Genomic DNA, 17,122 nt, shown 5'->3' on the forward strand with positions numbered 1-17,122 from the left:
AGGCAAGCCTACGACATGGATACGTTCTTTTATGAACTTGACGATATGGAGATCAGACGCAAATGCGATCACAAGCATGGCAGGTAGGCCTGGATATTCAAGCTGGTTTTGCCCGAGCGATCGCCGTCCAACGGCGACATTACGGTTGGCAACTGAGGCAGTGGTGGGAGCATCCTCTGCCCCCACTTTCTTTACGCGGGGGGATTTTACATGAGACCACGGCGCTTTCAGCTATTTTATCGAATTGGCGCAGCACCCTTCCTGTAAAAATTTCGTTGCGAATTTGCCTTCCTGCTCATCGGGTTATGCAGCACAGCCTCCCCCAGCCTGATGTCCGGCTGTCTGGCGCCGCACGCAGCGCTTTTATCTTTGCCAGTGGAGCAAAACACTTCCCGCTCAGCGTTGAGCAACTGGTGATGGACTACCGTGCCGCGCCGATGGACGCGCAAAACATCATTGTTACGGCAGCCCGCCGGGAAGAGATGCAGCAGTGGCAGCGTTTTCTGGCTGAATCACATCTCGTGCCTGAAGCGGTCGAGCTGGCCCCCTGTGCGCTGCAGCTGGCCGCCAGCGCCGCAGGGGAAAGCGCGGAGAAGCTGCTGCTGCACCGGCTTGATGAAGGCTGGCTGTGGGTTTCGCCGCACGGATTGCCGTTTCAATTTGGTGTGTTTGACACGCAGGAAGTCAAAGACATCAGCCAGCTCTCAGGTCTGGCAAAAGAACAGTACCGCGCGGCAAAGCTCTGCGACGAAGAGATGCTGTTCAGCAGCTCCCAGGTTGAAGAGTTGCCTTTGGGCGTCGGCGCGTGGTCGCCTTTTCGTGCATTAACCCAGCTTTCCCCGCCGCTGCCAGCCAACCCTGCGGCCTTCGCGCTGGCAATGGGCTTAGCCCTGAGAGCGAGGGATAACTGATGTTGCAGGTGAATTTACTGCCGTGGCGCGCCCAGCAAAGGCAGCAGCGTAAACGCCTTTGGCTGTGCCTGACGGCGCTGCCGCTGATACTCATTCTGCTGGCGGCCTTGGCGTGGTGGTGGCTTATTCAGCGCGATGTGGCGGAACAGACAAAAGCCGCGCGGCACTGGGTTGAGTGGCAAACGCGGTTAGACGTGCAACTTAAGAAGGTTGGTGAAGCTCGGCAGCAATTAGCGTCGCTACAGTTAACCGCCCGCCAGCGCCAGCAGCGCTATGAGCTGAGTGGTGCTTATTTGCAACTGCTAGGTTTGCTTTCACAGAACATTCCCGACGGCCTGTGGCTCACTCAAATAAATGAAGGAGCCAGCGGCGTGCTCAGGCTGCAAGGCGAATCGACGATTTACCACGGCGTGATGGCTTTCTCTCAGGCATTACAGCAGGAGCTGCTTCTCGCCGAGGTCCGGCTGCTGGATATCCAACGCCAGCCCAATCACAACCTGCACTTCTTGATGCAACTGCGCCTCGCGGTTCCACAACGCGACTAAATAAAGGAGAAGGCGATGAATCAAGCCTTACTGAGTGCCTTTGACCACGCGCTGGACCAGCCAGTTTGGAACCGAATCTTGATGCTGCTCTTGCTCGGCGGCGCGTGCGGAGGGCTGCTCTACTTCTTCCTGCTCAGCGCCGCTTTGCAGCAACGGCAAGAGGCTCGCCAGCAAAGTGCTGATTTGCAGCAGGGCGTTTTACAGCAGCAGAAAACTTTGCTGACCCAGCCTGCGCTGGCGGTGCTTTTGCAGCAACAAAAGCCGCTACTTGCGAGCAGCGAGCAGCAGCCAGTGCCTCTGCTTGAACAGATAGCCACGCCGCTGCGCGAGTCGAAAAGCACTTTAGTTCAGTGGCAACCCGCCGAGCGTGGCGTCTCACCTCTGCCGTCTGAACCAGACGCGGAGCAGGGCAGTTTGTCGGTGAAGGCCAGCTTTGAGGCGTTAATGGAATTGATGCGCCAGTTGGCCGACAGCCCCAACTCGCCGAGTTGGCATCAACTCAGCCTGCGGGCAGTGGGCGGGCAATTGGAGGCTCGCTTCGATTTAACCGCCGAGAGGCTCAGACCCAAGCTGCTCGCGGAGCATAAGAAGAGTGAAAGCGGGGGGCGGGACCCTTTCGCTCCAACTCAATCCGCTTCCTGCCCAGACTCAGCCCATAGCTTTAAAGGCGTATTGCTGGGCGGGATTATCGGTAGCGGCGACCAGCGGAAAAGTTGGCTGATGTGGCCGGGCGCGGGCTGGCAAAAGGCTTCCACCGGGTGGCGCGACGCTGCTTCTGGCTGGCGGGTCGACGCCGTCACGCCTCGCGAGGTGGTGTTTGACTTAGACCAGTCTCCCTGTGCTGCTCAACAATTTACGCTCCAGTTAGGTCGCCAATAAGGCGGCTGCGGATTTTATGCCAAGGAAAGGAATAATAATGAATCGAGTAAAAGGCGTTCTTGGAATGACATTCCTCTGTTTCGCGCTATTTATCAGTTTGTGGAGCCGGGCGAGCGCCGCTGCGCCCATTACGCTGGAATTTCAAAACGCACCGCTGACCGTCATCCTGCAAGCGTTGGCAGATCATCAGCAAATGAATCTGGTCACTGCGCCGGGTGTGCAGGGGAATTTAAGCGTCAGGCTGGCCGACGTCCCCTGGCAGCAGGCGCTGGATATTATTTTGCAGATGGGCAAGGTCAGCAGCCATCGGCAGGGAAACGTGTTGATGGTTACACCTACTCCCGATCCCGCGCTGCTGCGCCTCAAGAGGGAAGAAGAGAGCGAAAATGAGCTGCGCCAAAGGCCGCTCATCAGCATGACGCTGCCTCTTCATTATGCCGACGCGACGGAGACGGCGGCGAGCCTGAATGCGCAAAAAGGCTCGCTGCTCTCAGAAAGGGGGCGGGCATCGGCGGATATTCGCACCAACACGATTTTGATTCGCGACACCCAGCAAGCGTTGGACACCGTCGCACCCTGGGTCAGGGAGATGGATTTGCCTTTGCAGCAGGTGCAGCTGGCGGCGCACATTGTCACCATGAACAGCGAAAGCCTGCGCGAACTCGGGGTGCGCTGGGGGTTTAGCGGCGACGCTGCCGTCACCAAGTCGGTCAGGATGAATAGCTTCAATATGGGGCTGCCGGTGGATAATCCGGCCTTTACTGCGGGGTTCAATCTGGCGCACATCAGCGGCCGGATATTGGATTTGGAGCTGACCGCGCTGGAGCAGGAAAATCAGGTGGATATCATCGCCAGCCCGCGCCTGCTGACAGCCCACATGCAAACCGCCAGCATCAAGCAGGGAAGTGAGATCCCATACCAAGTCTCTAGCGGCGGCCGGGGGCGCACGTCTATTGAATTCAAAGAGGCCGTGTTGGGCATGGAGGTGACGCCTAAAATTCAGCGCAACGGCAATATCACTCTGGCCTTACACATCAGCCAAAATATGCCGGGCAAAACGGTGAAACAGGCCGAGGGTGAGGCACTGGCTATTGATAAACAAGAGATAAAAACTCAAGTCACTGTTAAAGACGGCGAAACCGTGGTGCTGGGGGGCATTTTCCAACGACACAATCAGAGCGCGCAAAACAAAGTTCCTCTGCTTGGCGACATCCCTGTGGTGGGCTCTTTATTCAAACATCAGGCAAAAAACCAGAAACGACGCGAACTGGTGATTTTTATTACTCCCACCTTAATTAACAGCCAATAGGTACCCGTTGCTATAATAAAAACAGAGAAATAGTGCTGAGCTTATACAACTTTTTGCGTCCTGAAAGGCTTCTGAGTTTGACGCTGCCGTCGATTTAGCTTACAAGGGTTACCGAATTGAGCACCGTGATTTTTAATGACTGCTGACACGCCGATAAAAAACGTACGGTTTCCCTCCCGCGGCGCGCGATGCGATTTATTCGGTTGCCAAACTACCAAGAGTGTTGAGATAATTTTTGTCTGATCTCGCACTATCGCTCATGAGGTTTCAGTTTAGGTCCCGCCGCTAATTTGATTGGCGGGGCGGGTTATCATCAACGAATTGTCTTAGTAATACCGAAAAACATGGCAGAGAAACGCAATATCTTTCTGGTTGGGCCTATGGGTGCCGGCAAAAGCACTATTGGTCGACAGTTAGCTCAGCAACTCAATATGGAGTTTTTCGACTCCGATCACGAAATTGAGCGACGTACCGGGGCTGATGTAGGCTGGGTATTTGATTTAGAAGGCGAAGACGGATTCCGCGACCGCGAAGAAAAAGTGATCAACGAACTCACAGAAAAACAAGGCATCGTTCTGGCGACCGGTGGGGGTTCTGTTAAATCACGCGAAACCCGCAACCGTTTATCAGCGCGTGGCGTTGTCGTCTATCTTGAAACTACCATCGAAAAACAGTTGGCGCGTACACAACGCGACAAAAAACGTCCATTGTTACAGGTGAGTTCACCTCCACGCGAAGTGCTTGAAGCACTGGCGAAAGAACGTAACCCACTGTACGAAGAAATTGCGGATGTGACTATCCGTACTGATGATCAAAGCGCCAAGGTCGTTGCTAACCAAATCATTAACATGTTGGAAAGCAATTAATTTTTGGCATTCTGTTATTGCCTGAAGGTGTAAGTTAAGAAGGTCACTGAGCGCGAAATGGAGAGGATTACCGTAACCTTAGGGGAGCGTAGCTACCCAATTACGATTGCTGCCGGATTGTTCCACGATCCGGCTTCTTTTATGCCTGTAAAGGCAGGTGATCAGGTCATGTTGGTGACAAACCAGACTCTGGCACCTCTCTATCTGGACTCTGTTCGTTCAGTGCTGGAGCAGGCAGGCGTTCGTGTTGATCAGGTGATACTGCCTGATGGTGAACAATACAAATCCCTGTCTGTTCTTAATGATGTTTTCTCAGCCCTGCTGGAAAAACCTCATGGTCGCGATACCACGCTTATTGCCCTTGGTGGCGGCGTGGTGGGCGACTTGACCGGCTTTGCTGCCGCCAGTTATCAGCGTGGGGTACGCTTTATTCAGGTGCCTACCACGTTGCTATCTCAGGTCGATTCTTCCGTTGGTGGCAAAACTGCCGTCAACCATCCGCTGGGCAAAAACATGATCGGCGCGTTCTATCAACCCGCTTCGGTTGTGGTCGATCTCGACTGCCTGCGTACCCTGCCTGCCCGCGAAATGTCATCCGGTCTGGCTGAGGTCATAAAATACGGCATTATTCTCGATGCCGACTTCTTTGTTTGGCTTGAAGACAATATGGATGCCCTGTTAGCGCTGGATATGAACGCGCTGGCTTACTGCATCCGTCGTTGCTGCGAGATCAAAGCTGACGTGGTTGCTGCCGACGAGCGCGAAAGTGGTATGCGCGCTTTGCTCAATCTTGGCCATACTTACGGGCATGCGATTGAAGCTGAAATGGGTTACGGCAACTGGTTGCACGGTGAAGCCGTCGCGGCTGGCATGGTCATGGCGTGTTATACCGCGCATCGTTTAGGCCAATTTTCTTTGGCTGACATTGCCCGAGTGAAAAATCTGCTCGTGCGTGCCGGACTGCCGGTTACCGGTCCTCAGGAAATGCTTGCTGAAGCCTATTTGCCCCACATGATGCGCGACAAGAAAGTCTTGGCCGGTGAGCTGCGTCTGGTATTGCCGAAAGCGATTGGTCAGTCTGAAGTTCGCTCCGGTGTGTCTCATGAAATGGTGCTGGCATCGATTGAGGATTGTCGGTAACGCCTCTGCCTGTGTGCTGCGTGTCACAGGCTTGCGCCTACCCTTTACCCCTTTGCCAGCAAAGCGTTATATTTATCAGTCAGGATAGTTGCTCCGCATAAGGTCGCATTTGCTGGCCTTTAGCCGGGTTGGAGGTTTTAGATGGATGATTTAACACCGGAAGACGATCTCAAGCCAGACACTAGCGATCGCCGCCCAACGCGCTCACGCAAACCGCCTTCTTCTGGATCTAAACTTGCCGTATCACGCCAACATGTGATGATTGGTGTCGGCATTTTGGTACTGCTGTTACTGATTGTCGGTATTGGTTCCGCCCTTAAAGCCCCAACCAAGCATGAAGCTTCGCAAGTCAATAATGGACCGAAAGACATCAACTTGTCGGGTTCAGGCAATGACGCAGCGGCGCCGACTCAGCCTACTGAGCAAGCTCAACAAAATGCAGCCGCCGCGAGCGGCGACGCACAGCCGAAAAGTATCGGCCTGCCTCCCATTTCCTCTACGCCAACTGAAGCTCAGCCTCAGCCCGATAACGGCCAGGCCAAAGAGCGTGTTGATTTGCCGGGAGATATGTCTGACGCGCTCTCTTCTCAGCAAGGTCAGGTTAACTCTGCCGCGCAGGATGGCATTAACGCCGGAGCACAGTCGCTGACTTCATTGCCGACAGCGCCAGCCACCGTTGATGGTGCTGCCAAAGGCACTGCGCCAGTCGCGCCGCGTAACACGCAGCAGCAGACTACGCACAAAGCCGTGCAGCCTAAAGCCACGCACACTGCTCCAGCGCACGCCAATAAGCCTGCGGCTGCCAAGCCAGCAGCGACAGCGTCTCATCCTGCGAAAGAAACGACTAAGCCAGTTGCTACGGCGAGTGCACCAACGTCAGGCAGCGGCGGAGCGATTAAATCCGCACCGGGCAGCCATTTCACGTTGCAGCTGAGTGGGGCTTCTCAGTCGAACTCCCTGAACGCCTTTGCTAAACAGCAGGGCCTGAAAAACTATCTGGTTTATCAGACTTCGCGTGATGGTAAGCCTTGGTATGTTCTGGTGAGCGGCAACTATGCTTCTTCTGCAGAAGCTAAGAGCGCAATTTCTCGTTTGCCAGCTGAAGTTCAAGCCAAAAAACCGTGGGTTAAGCCTGTACATCAAGTACAGCAAGACCTGAAAAAATGAATCTGATCTCAACGCGATTTGCTGTCTAAAAACAGGGTACAATCCGCGGCTGTGAATTGTATAAGTAGCTAACTGACGGCATGAAGAAAAACCGCGCTTTTTTGAAATGGGCTGGTGGCAAATACCCGCTGGTCGATGACATCAAACGTCATCTTCCAGCAGGTGATTGTTTAATAGAGCCTTTTGTTGGTGCGGGGTCGGTGTTTCTTAACACCGACTATAAATCGTACATTCTGGCTGACATCAACAGCGACCTGATCAACCTCTACAACATTGTTAAATCGCGCACCGCAGAATTCGTGCGCGATGCTCGCGTGCTTTTCTCTCCTGAATTCAACCAATCAGAACGTTTCTACGCCTTGAGAGAAGAATTCAACCTGACGAGTGATATCTACCGCCGCTCGGTGTTGTTCCTGTATCTCAACCGCCATTGTTACAACGGGCTGTGTCGCTATAATCTTAGCGGTGCGTTCAATGTGCCTTTTGGTCGTTATAAGAAGCCCTATTTCCCGGAAGCGGAACTCTACTGGTTTGCCGAAAAAGCACAGAATGCACAGTTTGTTTGCGAGCATTACCAGCAAACTCTGCTGAAGGCGGTTTCCGGATCGGTGGTGTATTGTGACCCTCCGTACGCGCCGTTATCGGCCACGGCTAATTTTACGGCTTACCATACCAACAGTTTCAGCATGGCAGATCAGCAGAATCTGGCCCGTCTGGCGCATCAGTTATCTTCAGAGCGTGACGTGCCGGTGTTGATCTCCAACCATGAAACGCCACTCACGTTGGAGTGGTACGCTGGCGCGAAGCTGCATCGGGTTTCTGCCCGCCGGACTATCAGCAGCAATGTATCGCAACGCAGTAAAGTGAATGAGCTGTTAGCGCTTTATCGCTGATCTTTCTCGTTGATATAAAACCGATTATTTCTGTAAACCTATAAGTAGTTTGGAGAAGCGGATGAAAAAGTTTTTAATTGCCCCGTCTATTCTTTCGGCTGACTTTGCGCGTTTGGGCGAAGACACTGTGAAAGCACTGGAAGCTGGCGGTGACGTCGTTCACTTTGACGTCATGGATAACCACTACGTGCCTAACCTGACCATCGGACCTTTGGTCTGCCAGTCGCTGCATAATTACCTACAGAAATCCGGCATCAACGCGCCAATTGATGTTCACCTGATGGTTAAGCCAGTTGATCGCCTGATCCCTGACTTTGCCGCGGCCGGTGCCACTTATATCTCTTTCCATCCGGAAGCGTCTGAGCACGTCGACCGCACTATCCAGCTGATCAAAGAGCACGGCTGTAAAGCCGGTCTGGTGTTCAACCCGGCGACCTCTCTGAGCTACCTCGATTACGTGATGGACAAACTCGACGTGATCCTGCTGATGTCCGTCAACCCAGGCTTCGGCGGCCAGTCGTTTATTCCGGGCACCCTCGACAAACTGCGCCAGGTGCGCAAACTGATCGACGACAGCGGCTATGACATCCGTTTGGAAATTGACGGTGGCGTGAAAGCTGAAAACATTGGTGAGATTGCCGCAGCGGGCGCTGACATGTTTGTCGCCGGTTCTGCCATCTTCAACCAGCCTGACTACCGCACGGTGATTGACCATATGCGCAGCGAACTGGCGAAGGTTTCCCATGACTGATTCTCTGCCCGCAGGCGTTATGACACTTAAAGGCGCCGCTTTTGATCTCGACGGCACCTTGGTAGATAGCGCGCCGGGACTGGCAGATGCGGTAGATATGGCCCTGAAAGATATGGGTTTACCGGCTGCTGGCGTTGAGCGTATCAGCACCTGGATTGGCAACGGCGCTGATGTCATGGTTGAACGCGCCGTGCGCTGGGCCGAAGGGGATATGTCTCCTGAGGCTTTGCAGCGTGTGCGGGATAAATTCGACCACTACTACGCCGACACCGCCGCCGACGGCAGTCGCCTCTATCCACAGGTCAAAGAGACGCTGGCCGCCTTGCACGCGCAGGGCCTGCCGTTGGGTCTTATCACCAACAAGCCGACGCCGTTTGTCGCGCCACTGCTGGCATCGCTGGGCATCGAAAGCTATTTTTCTGTGGTGATCGGCGGTGATGATGTTGTACAAAAGAAACCGCACCCCGCGCCGATTTACCTGATGCTCGCGCAGCTTGGTTTACGCGCCAGCGAACTGGTTTTTGTCGGGGATTCGCGTAATGATATTCAGGCGGCTCAGGCTGCCGGTTGCCGCTGCGTTGGTTTAACGTACGGCTACAACTACGGTGAAAGCATCGCGCTGAGCAAGCCCGACAGCGTGTTGGACCATTTCGCCGACCTCTTGCCCACTTTTGGGCTGTTATCTTAAAAGATCAGGAAGCATAAAAATGAGTAAACCCATCGTATTTAGTGGTGCACAGCCCTCAGGTGAACTGACCATTGGCAACTACATGGGTGCGCTGCGTCAGTGGGTTAAGTTGCAGGACGAGTACGAGTGCATCTACTGCATCGTCGACCTGCATGCGATCACCGTGCGTCAAGACCCTGCGCAGTTGCGCAAGGCGACGCTCGACACGTTAGCGCTGTACTTGGCCTGCGGCATTGACCCGCAAAAAAGTACCATTTTTGTGCAATCCCACGTTCCTGAACACACGCAGCTGAGTTGGGCACTTAACTGCTATACCTACTTCGGTGAACTGGGTCGTATGACTCAATTTAAAGATAAATCAACCCGTTATGAGAATGAAAATGCCAGTATCACGGCAGGTTTATTCGATTATCCGGTGTTGATGGCCGCCGATATCCTGTTGTACCAGACCAATCAGGTGCCAGTAGGGGAAGACCAGAAACAGCATCTGGAGCTGAGCCGCGATATTGCCAACCGTTTTAACGCGCTGTACGGCGACGTGTTCACCGTTCCAGAACCGTTTATTCCTAAGTCCGGCGCGCGCGTGATGTCTCTGCAAGAGCCGACCAAGAAGATGTCCAAGTCTGACGATAACCGCAACAACGTTATCGGCCTGCTGGAAGATCCGAAGGCAGTGACCAAAAAAATCAAACGCGCGATGACGGACTCCGAAGAGCCGCCTGTCGTGCGTTATGACCTGACGACGAAAGCGGGTGTTTCTAACCTGCTGGATATCCTCTCTGGCGTGACCGGCAAAAGCATCCCAGAGCTGGAAGCTGAGTTCGAAGGCCAGATGTATGGTCATCTGAAAGGCGCGGTGGCTGAAGCCGTTTCAGGTATGCTGACCGAGCTGCAAGAGCGTTATCACCATTTCCGTAATGATGAAGCCTTATTGCAGCAGATCATGCGTGACGGTGCTGAAAAAGCCCGCGCCCGCGCCAAGTCTACGCTGGCAAAAGTGTATGAAGCCATTGGCTTTGTTGCCGCGCCGTAAGCATCAGGCTCGAGCAATAAAAAACCACGCCTCGGCGTGGTTTTTTTATGTCAGTCAATCAGCCGCGGTTTGGTCTAAATGGTTAACTGACAGTCTCGCTGGCAAACCAATTCAACTGCTTACGCAAACTGACCACTGAGCCAACGATAATTAAACTTGGGCTTTCCACCTGCTTGGCAAGCTGGCTGAGGGAGGACAATTCGCCGGTGATCACCCGTTGGCGCTGGGTGGTGCCATTTTCCACCAGCGCGACCGGCGTGGTGGCCGCGAGGCCGTTTTTCAGCAGGTTGGCCTGAATATCTGCCGCCTGCGTCAACCCCATGTAGAACACCAGCGTCTGCTGGCCCTGCGCCATACAGGCCCAGTCGAGCTTGCCATCCTGCTTGGCGTGGCCGGTTATCAGCCGGACACTTTGCGCGTGGTCACGGTGAGTCAGCGGAATGCCACTGTAGGCCGAACAGCCGGAGGCCGCCGTAATGCCTGGCACCACTGAGAAGGCGATGCCTTCGGCTTTCAGCGCCTCCAGCTCTTCGCCGCCGCGCCCGAAGATAAAGGGGTCACCGCCTTTTAGCCGCACCACGCGTTTACCCAGCCTGGCCTGCTCGAGCAAAATATCGTTGATTCTCTCTTGCGGCACGCAGTGGTGCCCGGCGCGCTTGCCGACAAAAATCCGCTCGGCGTCGCGGCGGACCAGATTCAGCACGGCGTCAGACACCAGCCGGTCATACACCACCACGTCGGCCAGCTGCATCTGTTGCAAACCTTTTAGCGTCAGTAAACCGGCGTCTCCAGGCCCCGCGCCTACCAGCACCACTTCGCCATGATGCTCCACCGGCTGGCTAAATAGCTCTTCGATGTAGGCGTCGCTCTGCTGGGCATCATTGTTAGCCAGCGACTGTGCCAGGCGATGATGATTAAACAGCTTTTCCCACCAGCGGCGGCGCTGCGACATATCCTGAAAATGCGTTTTCACCCGCTGGCGCAGCTGCCCGGCGGTGTGTGCCAGTTTGCCGAGATGCTGAGGAAGAATCGCCTCCAGCCGTTCGCGCAGCAGGCGGGCCAGCACCGGAGCATTGCCGCCGGAGGAGACGGCAATCATCAGCGGGGAACGGTCGATGATCGACGGCATGATGAAGCTGGCGCTTTCCGGCGCGTCCACCACGTTGCAGAATACCCGGCGCTGTTCGGCGGCTTGGCTCACTTCCTGATTAACCACGTCGGAATCCGTCGCGGCGATCACCAGCCACTTTTCATCCACCAGCAGGGGAGAGAAAGGCCCGCGCAGCAGGCGCACCTTCCCTTCAGCTTGCCAGACGTCGAACTGCGCGCTAAAGCTCATGGCGTTCACCCACAGGTCAGCTCCGGCGTCGAGCAGTAGACGCGCCTTGCGCTCCGCGACGTCTCCCGCCCCAACCAGCAGACAGGCTTTGTTGTGTAACTGGCAAAACAGCGGGAAATAGTCCATCGCGCGCGGCGCTCCTAAAGATTAATTTGCACGTTGCCGTCGCGGACTCGCGTCGGGTAGGCAGTGATCGAATGACTCTCATCTTCCATGCACAGTCCGTCCGTCAGGCGGAAATGCTGCTTTTTCAGTGGGCTGGTGACCCACAGCTCGCCCTGATGCTCGGCGATGATGCCGCGCGACAATACGCTGGCTTGGGCGAAAGGGTCAATATTCGATAAAGCAAAAACCTGCTCATCGGCGCGCGGGCGGAATAGCGCCACTTGCTGTTCACCGGCCAGTGCACAAACGCCGCAGCCCGGCAGAATTTGTTCAACAGAACAGAGGGTTAGCCACTGGCTCATAATACTTCCTCCCCGGCGTCAATCAGGTTAACGGGAATACGTTCTTCAGGCCGCGCAGGGCGGTGTTGCTGGCGCTCGCCGACAAACTGCACGTTCGGGTCACGCTGGGCGCTATTGATGAAGTGGGCAAAGCGCGTCTGCGCCGCCGGGTCATTTAGCGTCTCCTGCCACTCACAAACCGCCGAGTCGCGCAGACGGGCGAGCTCCGCCTCCAGTTGCTCATTCAGGCCGAGCTTGTCGTCAATGATCACTTTGCGCAGGTAATCAATGCCGCCTTCGAGGCTCTCAAGCCAGACCGAGGTGCGTTGCAGCTTATCGGCGGTGCGGATGTAGAACATCATGAAGCGGTCGAGGTATTGCAGCAGTTGGTCGTTGTCCAAATCCGCCGCCAGCAAATCGCCGTGGCGCGGTTTCATGCCGCCGTTGCCGCAGACGTACAGGTTCCAGCCGTTTTCGGTGGCGATGATCCCCACGTCTTTGCCCTGAGCTTCTGAGCATTCACGCGTACAGCCCGAGACGCCGAATTTCATTTTGTGAGGGGTGCGGATGCCCTTGTAGCGGTTTTCCAGACTGATGCCGAAGCCCAAGCTGTCACCGACACCAAAGCGGCACCAAGTGCTGCCTACGCAGGTTTTCGCCATGCGCAGTGCCTTAGCGTAAGCCTGACCTGTTTCGAATCCGGCATTAATCAGCTTCTGCCAAATTGCCGGTAAATCATCTTTCTGCGCGCCGAACATGCCGATGCGCTGTGAGCCGGTGATTTTGGTATAGAGGTTATATTCCGCGGCAATCTCGCCAATGGCTTGCAGGCCCTGCGGGGTAATTTCGCCGCCCGGAGAGCGCGGAATAACGGAATAAGTGCCGTCTTTTTGCATGTTGGCGAGGAACACGTCATTGGTGTCCTGAAGAGGCGCGTGCTGCGGTTTGAGCACGTAATCATTCCAGCAGGAGGCCAGCAGCGAGCCGACGGTCGGTTTACACACTTCGCAGCCGTAGCCCTGACCATATTTCGCCAGCAGCTGCTCGAAGGACTTAATGCCTTCGACGCGGATCAGGTGGTAAAGCTCTTGGCGCGAATAGGCGAAGTGCTCGCAAAGGTGATGATTCACCTCTATGCCTTGCTTGCTCAGCTCGGCGTTCAGCACTTGGGTCACCAGCGGAATACAGCCGCCGCAGCCGGTGCCGGCTTTGGTGGCGGATTTCAGCGCCGCCACCGTGTGGCAACCGCCCTGAACCGCTTTGATAATGTCACCCTTGGTCACGTCGAAGCAGGAGCAGATTTGCGCGCTTTCCGGCAGGGCGTCGGTGCCAATCACCGCGCCGCCGCTGCCCGCGTGGGCTGGCAGGATCAGCGCGTCCGGGTTTTCCGGCAGTGGAATGTTGTTGAGCACCAATTGCAGCAAGTTGCCGTAATCGCTGGTGTCGCCGACCAACACCGCGCCGAGCAGGGATTTGTTATCTTCGCTGACTACCAGACGTTTATATAAGGCTTTGCTTTCATCGAGATAGACGTAACTGCGTGCGCCCTCGGTGCGGGCATGGGCGTCACCGATACCCGCCACGTCAACGCCCAGCAGCTTGAGCTTGGCGCTCATGTCTGCGCCGGTGAACTGGTTTTCGCGACCTAACAGATGGTCGGCGGTGACCTGAGCCATTTTATAGCCCGGCGCAACCAAGCCGAAGGTGCGCTGGTTCCACGAGGCGCATTCGCCAATGGCGTAGACATCCGCGTCGCTGGTCTGGCACTGGTCGTTAATCACGATGCCGCCGCGCGGGGCAATCTCTAAATCACACTGGCGCGCCAGCTTGTCCTGCGGGCGGATGCCGGTGGAGAAGACGATGAAATCCACTTCCAGCGAGCTACCGTCGGCGAAAGCCATGGTTTTGCGGGCGAACTGGCCGCCTTGGGAGATCTCTTTGGTGTTCTTCGCGGTATGAACCTGCACGCCCATGCTTTCGATTTTCTGCCGCAGCTGGTTGCCGCCCATGACGTCGAGCTGTTCGGCCATCAGGCCGGGGGCGAATTCAATTACGTGAGTTTCGACGCCCAGATTTTTCAACGCGCCTGCGGCTTCCAGCCCCAACAGGCCGCCGCCGACCACCGCGCCACGTTTGCTGCGACGGGCGCAGGCTTCTATGGCGTGCAGGTCTTCAATGGTGCGATAGACGAAGCAGTCCTGGCCGTCAGACCCGGCAATCGGCGGCACCCACGGATAGGAGCCGGTGGCGATCACCAGTTTGTCGTAATAGAGGGTGCGGCCGCTGCTGGAGTGAATCACCTTCTCGGCGCGGTTCAGCGTGATAGCTCGCTCGCCGATCAGCACCTTAACACCGTGCTTCTCGTAGAAGCCTTCGCGCACCAGAGATAACTCTTCGGCGGTGTGGTGGGAAAAATAGGAGGAAAGATGAACGCGGTCGTAGGCGACGCGCGGCTCTTCACAAAATACCGTGATATCGAACTGGCCCGGCTCGGCTTTATCCAATAAATCTTCAATAAAGCGATGGCCGACCATGCCGTTACCAATAATCGCCAGTCTGACTTTGCTCATGTTTGCCTCGGAATTGATTTCTATAGGCTCAACATAACGCGCGTGAAGTCGGGCACCTTGACGCAAATCAAGCCGCCTCTAATATACTCCCTAGGTGGTATTTGACTGATTTATATTGGTTTTTATGTAAGTGGACGATTTTAAATAGGTTTGTTGTCCGTGAAGCTCGGGGCGAGGGTTGGATGAAATATACGCACTTGCTCAAGTAATAAGATTCCTAACCCGCAGGTTTGGGCTATTGTGGGCGGAGAACATCAAATTCTCAGCGAGGTAACAGGTGACTCAGACCACTTTGCAAACTATCAAAAACGTTCGACTGCCTTACGCCGACGGGTTGTGGCAGATTCAAATCGAAGGCGGGCGCATTCGCCAAATCACCAGTCAGCCGCAGGGGAATGGGCAGACCGAGGGCGTGCTGGATGCTCAGGGCGGGCTGGCGATCCCGCCGTTTGTCGAACCGCATATTCATCTCGATACCACCCAGACTGCCGGGCAACCGGCGTGGAACCAGTCCGGCACCCTGTTCGAAGGCATTGAACGCTGGGCCGAGCGCAAGGCGCAGTTGACCCACGAGGATGTCAAAGCGCGTGCGTGGCAGACCCTCAAGTGGCAGATTGCCAACGGTATCCAACATGTGCGAACCCACGTGGATGTCTCTGACCCGACGCTGACCGCGCTGAAAGCCATGCTGGAAGTGAAGGCCGAAGTCGCGCCTTGGGTCGACGTGCAGATTGTCGCTTTCCCGCAGGAAGGCATCATGTCCTATCCCAATGGCGAAGCCTTGCTGGAAGAGGCGCTGAGGCTGGGGGCCGACGTGGTGGGGGCCATTCCTCACTTTGAATTTACCCGCGAGTATGGCGTGGAGTCGCTGCACAAGACCTTCGCGCTGGCGCAAAAGTACCACAAGCTGGTCGACGTACACTGCGATGAAATCGATGACGAGCAGTCGCGCTTTGTGGAAACCGTCGCGGCTCTTGCCCTGCGCGAAAATATGGGTGCGCGCGTCACCGCCAGCCATACCACCGCGATGCACTCTTACAACGGGGCATATACCTCGCGGCTGTTCCGCCTGCTGAAGATGTCCGGCATTAACTTCGTCGCCAATCCGCTGGTGAATATTCATCTGCAAGGTCGCTTTGACACTTACCCGAAACGTCGCGGCGTGACGCGGGTGAAAGAGATGCTCGACGCCGGGATTAACGTCTGTTTCGGCCACGATGACGTGTTCGACCCGTGGTATCCGTTGGGCACCGCCAACATGCTGCAAGTGCTGCACATGGGGCTGCATGTCTGCCAACTGATGGGCTACCAGCAGATTGACGATGGCCTGAAGTTAATCACCACTTACAGCGCCAAAACCCTGAATCTTCAAGGCTATAACTTGAAAAGTGGCAATGAAGCCAATCTGGTGATTCTCCCGGCTGAGAGCGGATTCGACGCGGTGCGCCGCCAGACGCCAGTGCGCTACTCCATCCGTCGCGGGGTGGTGATTGCCGAGACGCAGCCCGCGCAGACGGTGATCCATTTGCAGAAAACCGAGTCGGTCAACTTCAACAGTTAGACGGCCTGCGCGTCAGTGCGCGGTGGCGCGATAGAGTCGCGGCTGACGATTTTCGGTGGGAACTGCTGGTGGATGATATCGCCCTCGAGCGACAGTTCATCCAGCAGTAGCCGCGTGGCGAACTGCGCCATGTCGGTTATCGGGAAGTGCACGCTGGTCAGCGCCGGGCGCACAAACTCGGCGCGCTCGCCGCTGTCATAGCAAATCAGTGAAATATCTTCCGGCACCCGCAGGCGGTGTTCGCTGATCGCAAGCAGGGCGCCAATTGCCATATCCTCGTTGCAGCAGTAAATCGCCGTTGGCTTCACCGGCTGGCGTAACAAAGTGTCGGTGTGGCGGAAGCCGCTATCCAGTTTGTAATCCCCCTCCAACGTCGCTAAAGGCGCAATCCCCGCCTGCTGCATGGCGTCGGCGAAGCCTTGCCAGCGCAGTTTGGCGGAGTGGCGCAGCAGCGGCCCACTGATACAGGCTATCTGCTGATGACCGGCGTCGAGCAGCATCTGGGTGGCGATGCGGCTGGCGAGGGCGTGGTCGAAGCTGATGCAGCGAGATTCCAGTCCGGGCACCAGACGGTCGAGCAGCACGAAAGGATTGTTGTCGTGGGCCAGCTGTTTCAGGCGTTCATCGCTGATGTGGCGCACGTGCAGGATCAGGCCGTCACAGCGTAAGCCGAACAGCCGCGCAATGGCCTGCTGTTCGTTCTCCTCGCTATCACGCCCTTGAGTGACGACTAACTGCTTCCCCTGCGACTCGGCTTCGGTTTGCACCACGTCCATCAGCGCGCCAAAAAATGCGCCGCGATAAGAGGTGGTGACTAAGCCCAGCGTATGGCTTTGGCTCGACGCCAGCGCACGGGCCGCCGGATGCGGGCTGTAGCCCAACATCGCGATGGCCCGAACCACGATTTCACGCGTGGCTGCTTTGACCTTTTGGTCGCCATTCACCACCCGAGAAACGGTGGCCCGGGACACTCCGGCATAGGCTGCGACGTCTTCCAATGTCACCATACTGGCTCCTGTAGCCC

At 56.0% G+C, this 17,122-nt stretch carries 15 protein-coding genes and 1 pseudogene; 12 read left to right on the top strand and 4 right to left on the bottom strand.

Translation table 11 applies throughout. From position 1 onward, the window contains the following. Positions 1 to 62 precede the first annotated feature (62 nt). From pilM to trpS, 11 genes and pseudogenes are all read left to right on the top strand, one after another. Positions 63 to 911, top strand: coding sequence for a pilus assembly protein PilM (gene pilM, locus SBO83_RS13635; protein WP_396131878.1), 849 nt, complete (start codon positions 63 to 65; stop codon positions 909 to 911). Beyond that, on the top strand, positions 911 to 1,456 hold the full coding sequence (locus SBO83_RS13640) for a PilN domain-containing protein (RefSeq protein ID WP_396131879.1): 546 nt from the start codon (positions 911 to 913) through the stop codon (positions 1,454 to 1,456). Before pilM ends, SBO83_RS13640 begins: the two co-directional genes overlap by 1 nt. Before the next feature lie 15 nt (positions 1,457 to 1,471). After that, positions 1,472 to 2,335 carry a hypothetical protein gene (locus SBO83_RS13645; RefSeq protein ID WP_396131880.1) on the top strand — a complete coding sequence of 288 codons (864 nt, stop codon included), beginning with the start codon at positions 1,472 to 1,474 and terminating at the stop codon, positions 2,333 to 2,335. Between the two features lie 37 nt (positions 2,336 to 2,372). Beyond that, positions 2,373 to 3,644, top strand: coding sequence for a DNA uptake porin HofQ (gene hofQ, locus SBO83_RS13650; RefSeq protein ID WP_396131881.1), 1,272 nt, complete (start codon positions 2,373 to 2,375; stop codon positions 3,642 to 3,644). Positions 3,645 to 3,988: 344 nt separating this feature from the next. Further along, a complete protein-coding gene (gene aroK / locus SBO83_RS13655) occupies positions 3,989 to 4,510 on the top strand; it encodes a shikimate kinase AroK (RefSeq protein ID WP_034793822.1) in 522 nt (173 codons plus the stop codon). Positions 4,511 to 4,567: 57 nt separating this feature from the next. Continuing rightward, positions 4,568 to 5,650: a 3-dehydroquinate synthase gene (aroB, locus tag SBO83_RS13660; protein WP_396131882.1), complete on the top strand. Its 1,083-nt coding sequence runs from the start codon at positions 4,568 to 4,570 to the stop codon at positions 5,648 to 5,650. A 141-nt stretch (positions 5,651 to 5,791) separates the two neighbouring features. Then, complete coding sequence (locus SBO83_RS13665) at positions 5,792 to 6,817, top strand: SPOR domain-containing protein (RefSeq protein WP_396131883.1); 1,026 nt, start codon at positions 5,792 to 5,794, stop codon at positions 6,815 to 6,817. Positions 6,818 to 6,897: 80 nt separating this feature from the next. Further along, positions 6,898 to 7,710: an adenine-specific DNA-methyltransferase gene (gene dam / locus SBO83_RS13670; RefSeq protein ID WP_353503596.1), complete on the top strand. Its 813-nt coding sequence runs from the start codon at positions 6,898 to 6,900 to the stop codon at positions 7,708 to 7,710. 61 nt (positions 7,711 to 7,771) lie between these two features. Then, positions 7,772 to 8,461 (top strand): ribulose-phosphate 3-epimerase, encoded by a 690-nt coding sequence (gene rpe / locus SBO83_RS13675; protein ID WP_100936412.1) that lies wholly within the window; start codon positions 7,772 to 7,774, stop codon positions 8,459 to 8,461. Next, positions 8,454 to 9,166 (top strand): annotated as a pseudogene (locus SBO83_RS13680) (phosphoglycolate phosphatase). The gene rpe and the pseudogene SBO83_RS13680 overlap by 8 nt, the downstream one beginning before the upstream one ends. A gap of 2 nt (positions 9,167 to 9,168) precedes the next feature. After that, positions 9,169 to 10,182: a tryptophan--tRNA ligase gene (trpS, locus tag SBO83_RS13685; RefSeq protein WP_396131884.1), complete on the top strand. Its 1,014-nt coding sequence runs from the start codon at positions 9,169 to 9,171 to the stop codon at positions 10,180 to 10,182. An 82-nt stretch (positions 10,183 to 10,264) separates the two neighbouring features. On the opposite strand, the gene cysG is transcribed toward trpS, so the two are convergent. From cysG to nirB, 3 genes are read right to left on the bottom strand one after another with little or no spacing between them, the layout of a single operon-like run. Then, positions 10,265 to 11,647 (bottom strand): siroheme synthase CysG, encoded by a 1,383-nt coding sequence (gene cysG, locus SBO83_RS13690; RefSeq protein WP_396131885.1) that lies wholly within the window; start codon positions 11,645 to 11,647, stop codon positions 10,265 to 10,267. 14 nt (positions 11,648 to 11,661) lie between these two features. Further along, positions 11,662 to 11,988 carry a nitrite reductase small subunit NirD gene (gene nirD / locus SBO83_RS13695; RefSeq protein ID WP_185689077.1) on the bottom strand — a complete coding sequence of 109 codons (327 nt, stop codon included), beginning with the start codon at positions 11,986 to 11,988 and terminating at the stop codon, positions 11,662 to 11,664. Then, positions 11,985 to 14,537, bottom strand: coding sequence for a nitrite reductase large subunit NirB (gene nirB / locus SBO83_RS13700; protein ID WP_396131886.1), 2,553 nt, complete (start codon positions 14,535 to 14,537; stop codon positions 11,985 to 11,987). The genes nirD and nirB overlap by 4 nt, the downstream gene beginning before the upstream one ends. Before the next feature lie 277 nt (positions 14,538 to 14,814). Between nirB and SBO83_RS13705 the strand changes: the two genes are divergently transcribed. Continuing rightward, the gene (locus SBO83_RS13705; protein WP_396131887.1) at positions 14,815 to 16,098 is read left to right on the top strand and encodes a cytosine deaminase; all 1,284 of its coding nucleotides are present in this window, start codon (positions 14,815 to 14,817) and stop codon (positions 16,096 to 16,098) included. On the opposite strand, the gene SBO83_RS13710 is transcribed toward SBO83_RS13705, so the two are convergent. After that, entirely contained in the window at positions 16,095 to 17,105 is a 1,011-nt protein-coding gene (locus tag SBO83_RS13710) for a substrate-binding domain-containing protein (RefSeq protein ID WP_396131888.1), read from the bottom strand. The two genes, SBO83_RS13705 and SBO83_RS13710, sit on opposite strands and share 4 nt — an antisense overlap. Between the last annotated feature and the right edge of the window lie 17 nt (positions 17,106 to 17,122).

The organism is Ewingella allii (genome assembly GCF_044430645.1).
Taxonomy (GTDB): Bacteria; Pseudomonadota; Gammaproteobacteria; order Enterobacterales; family Enterobacteriaceae; genus Ewingella; species Ewingella allii.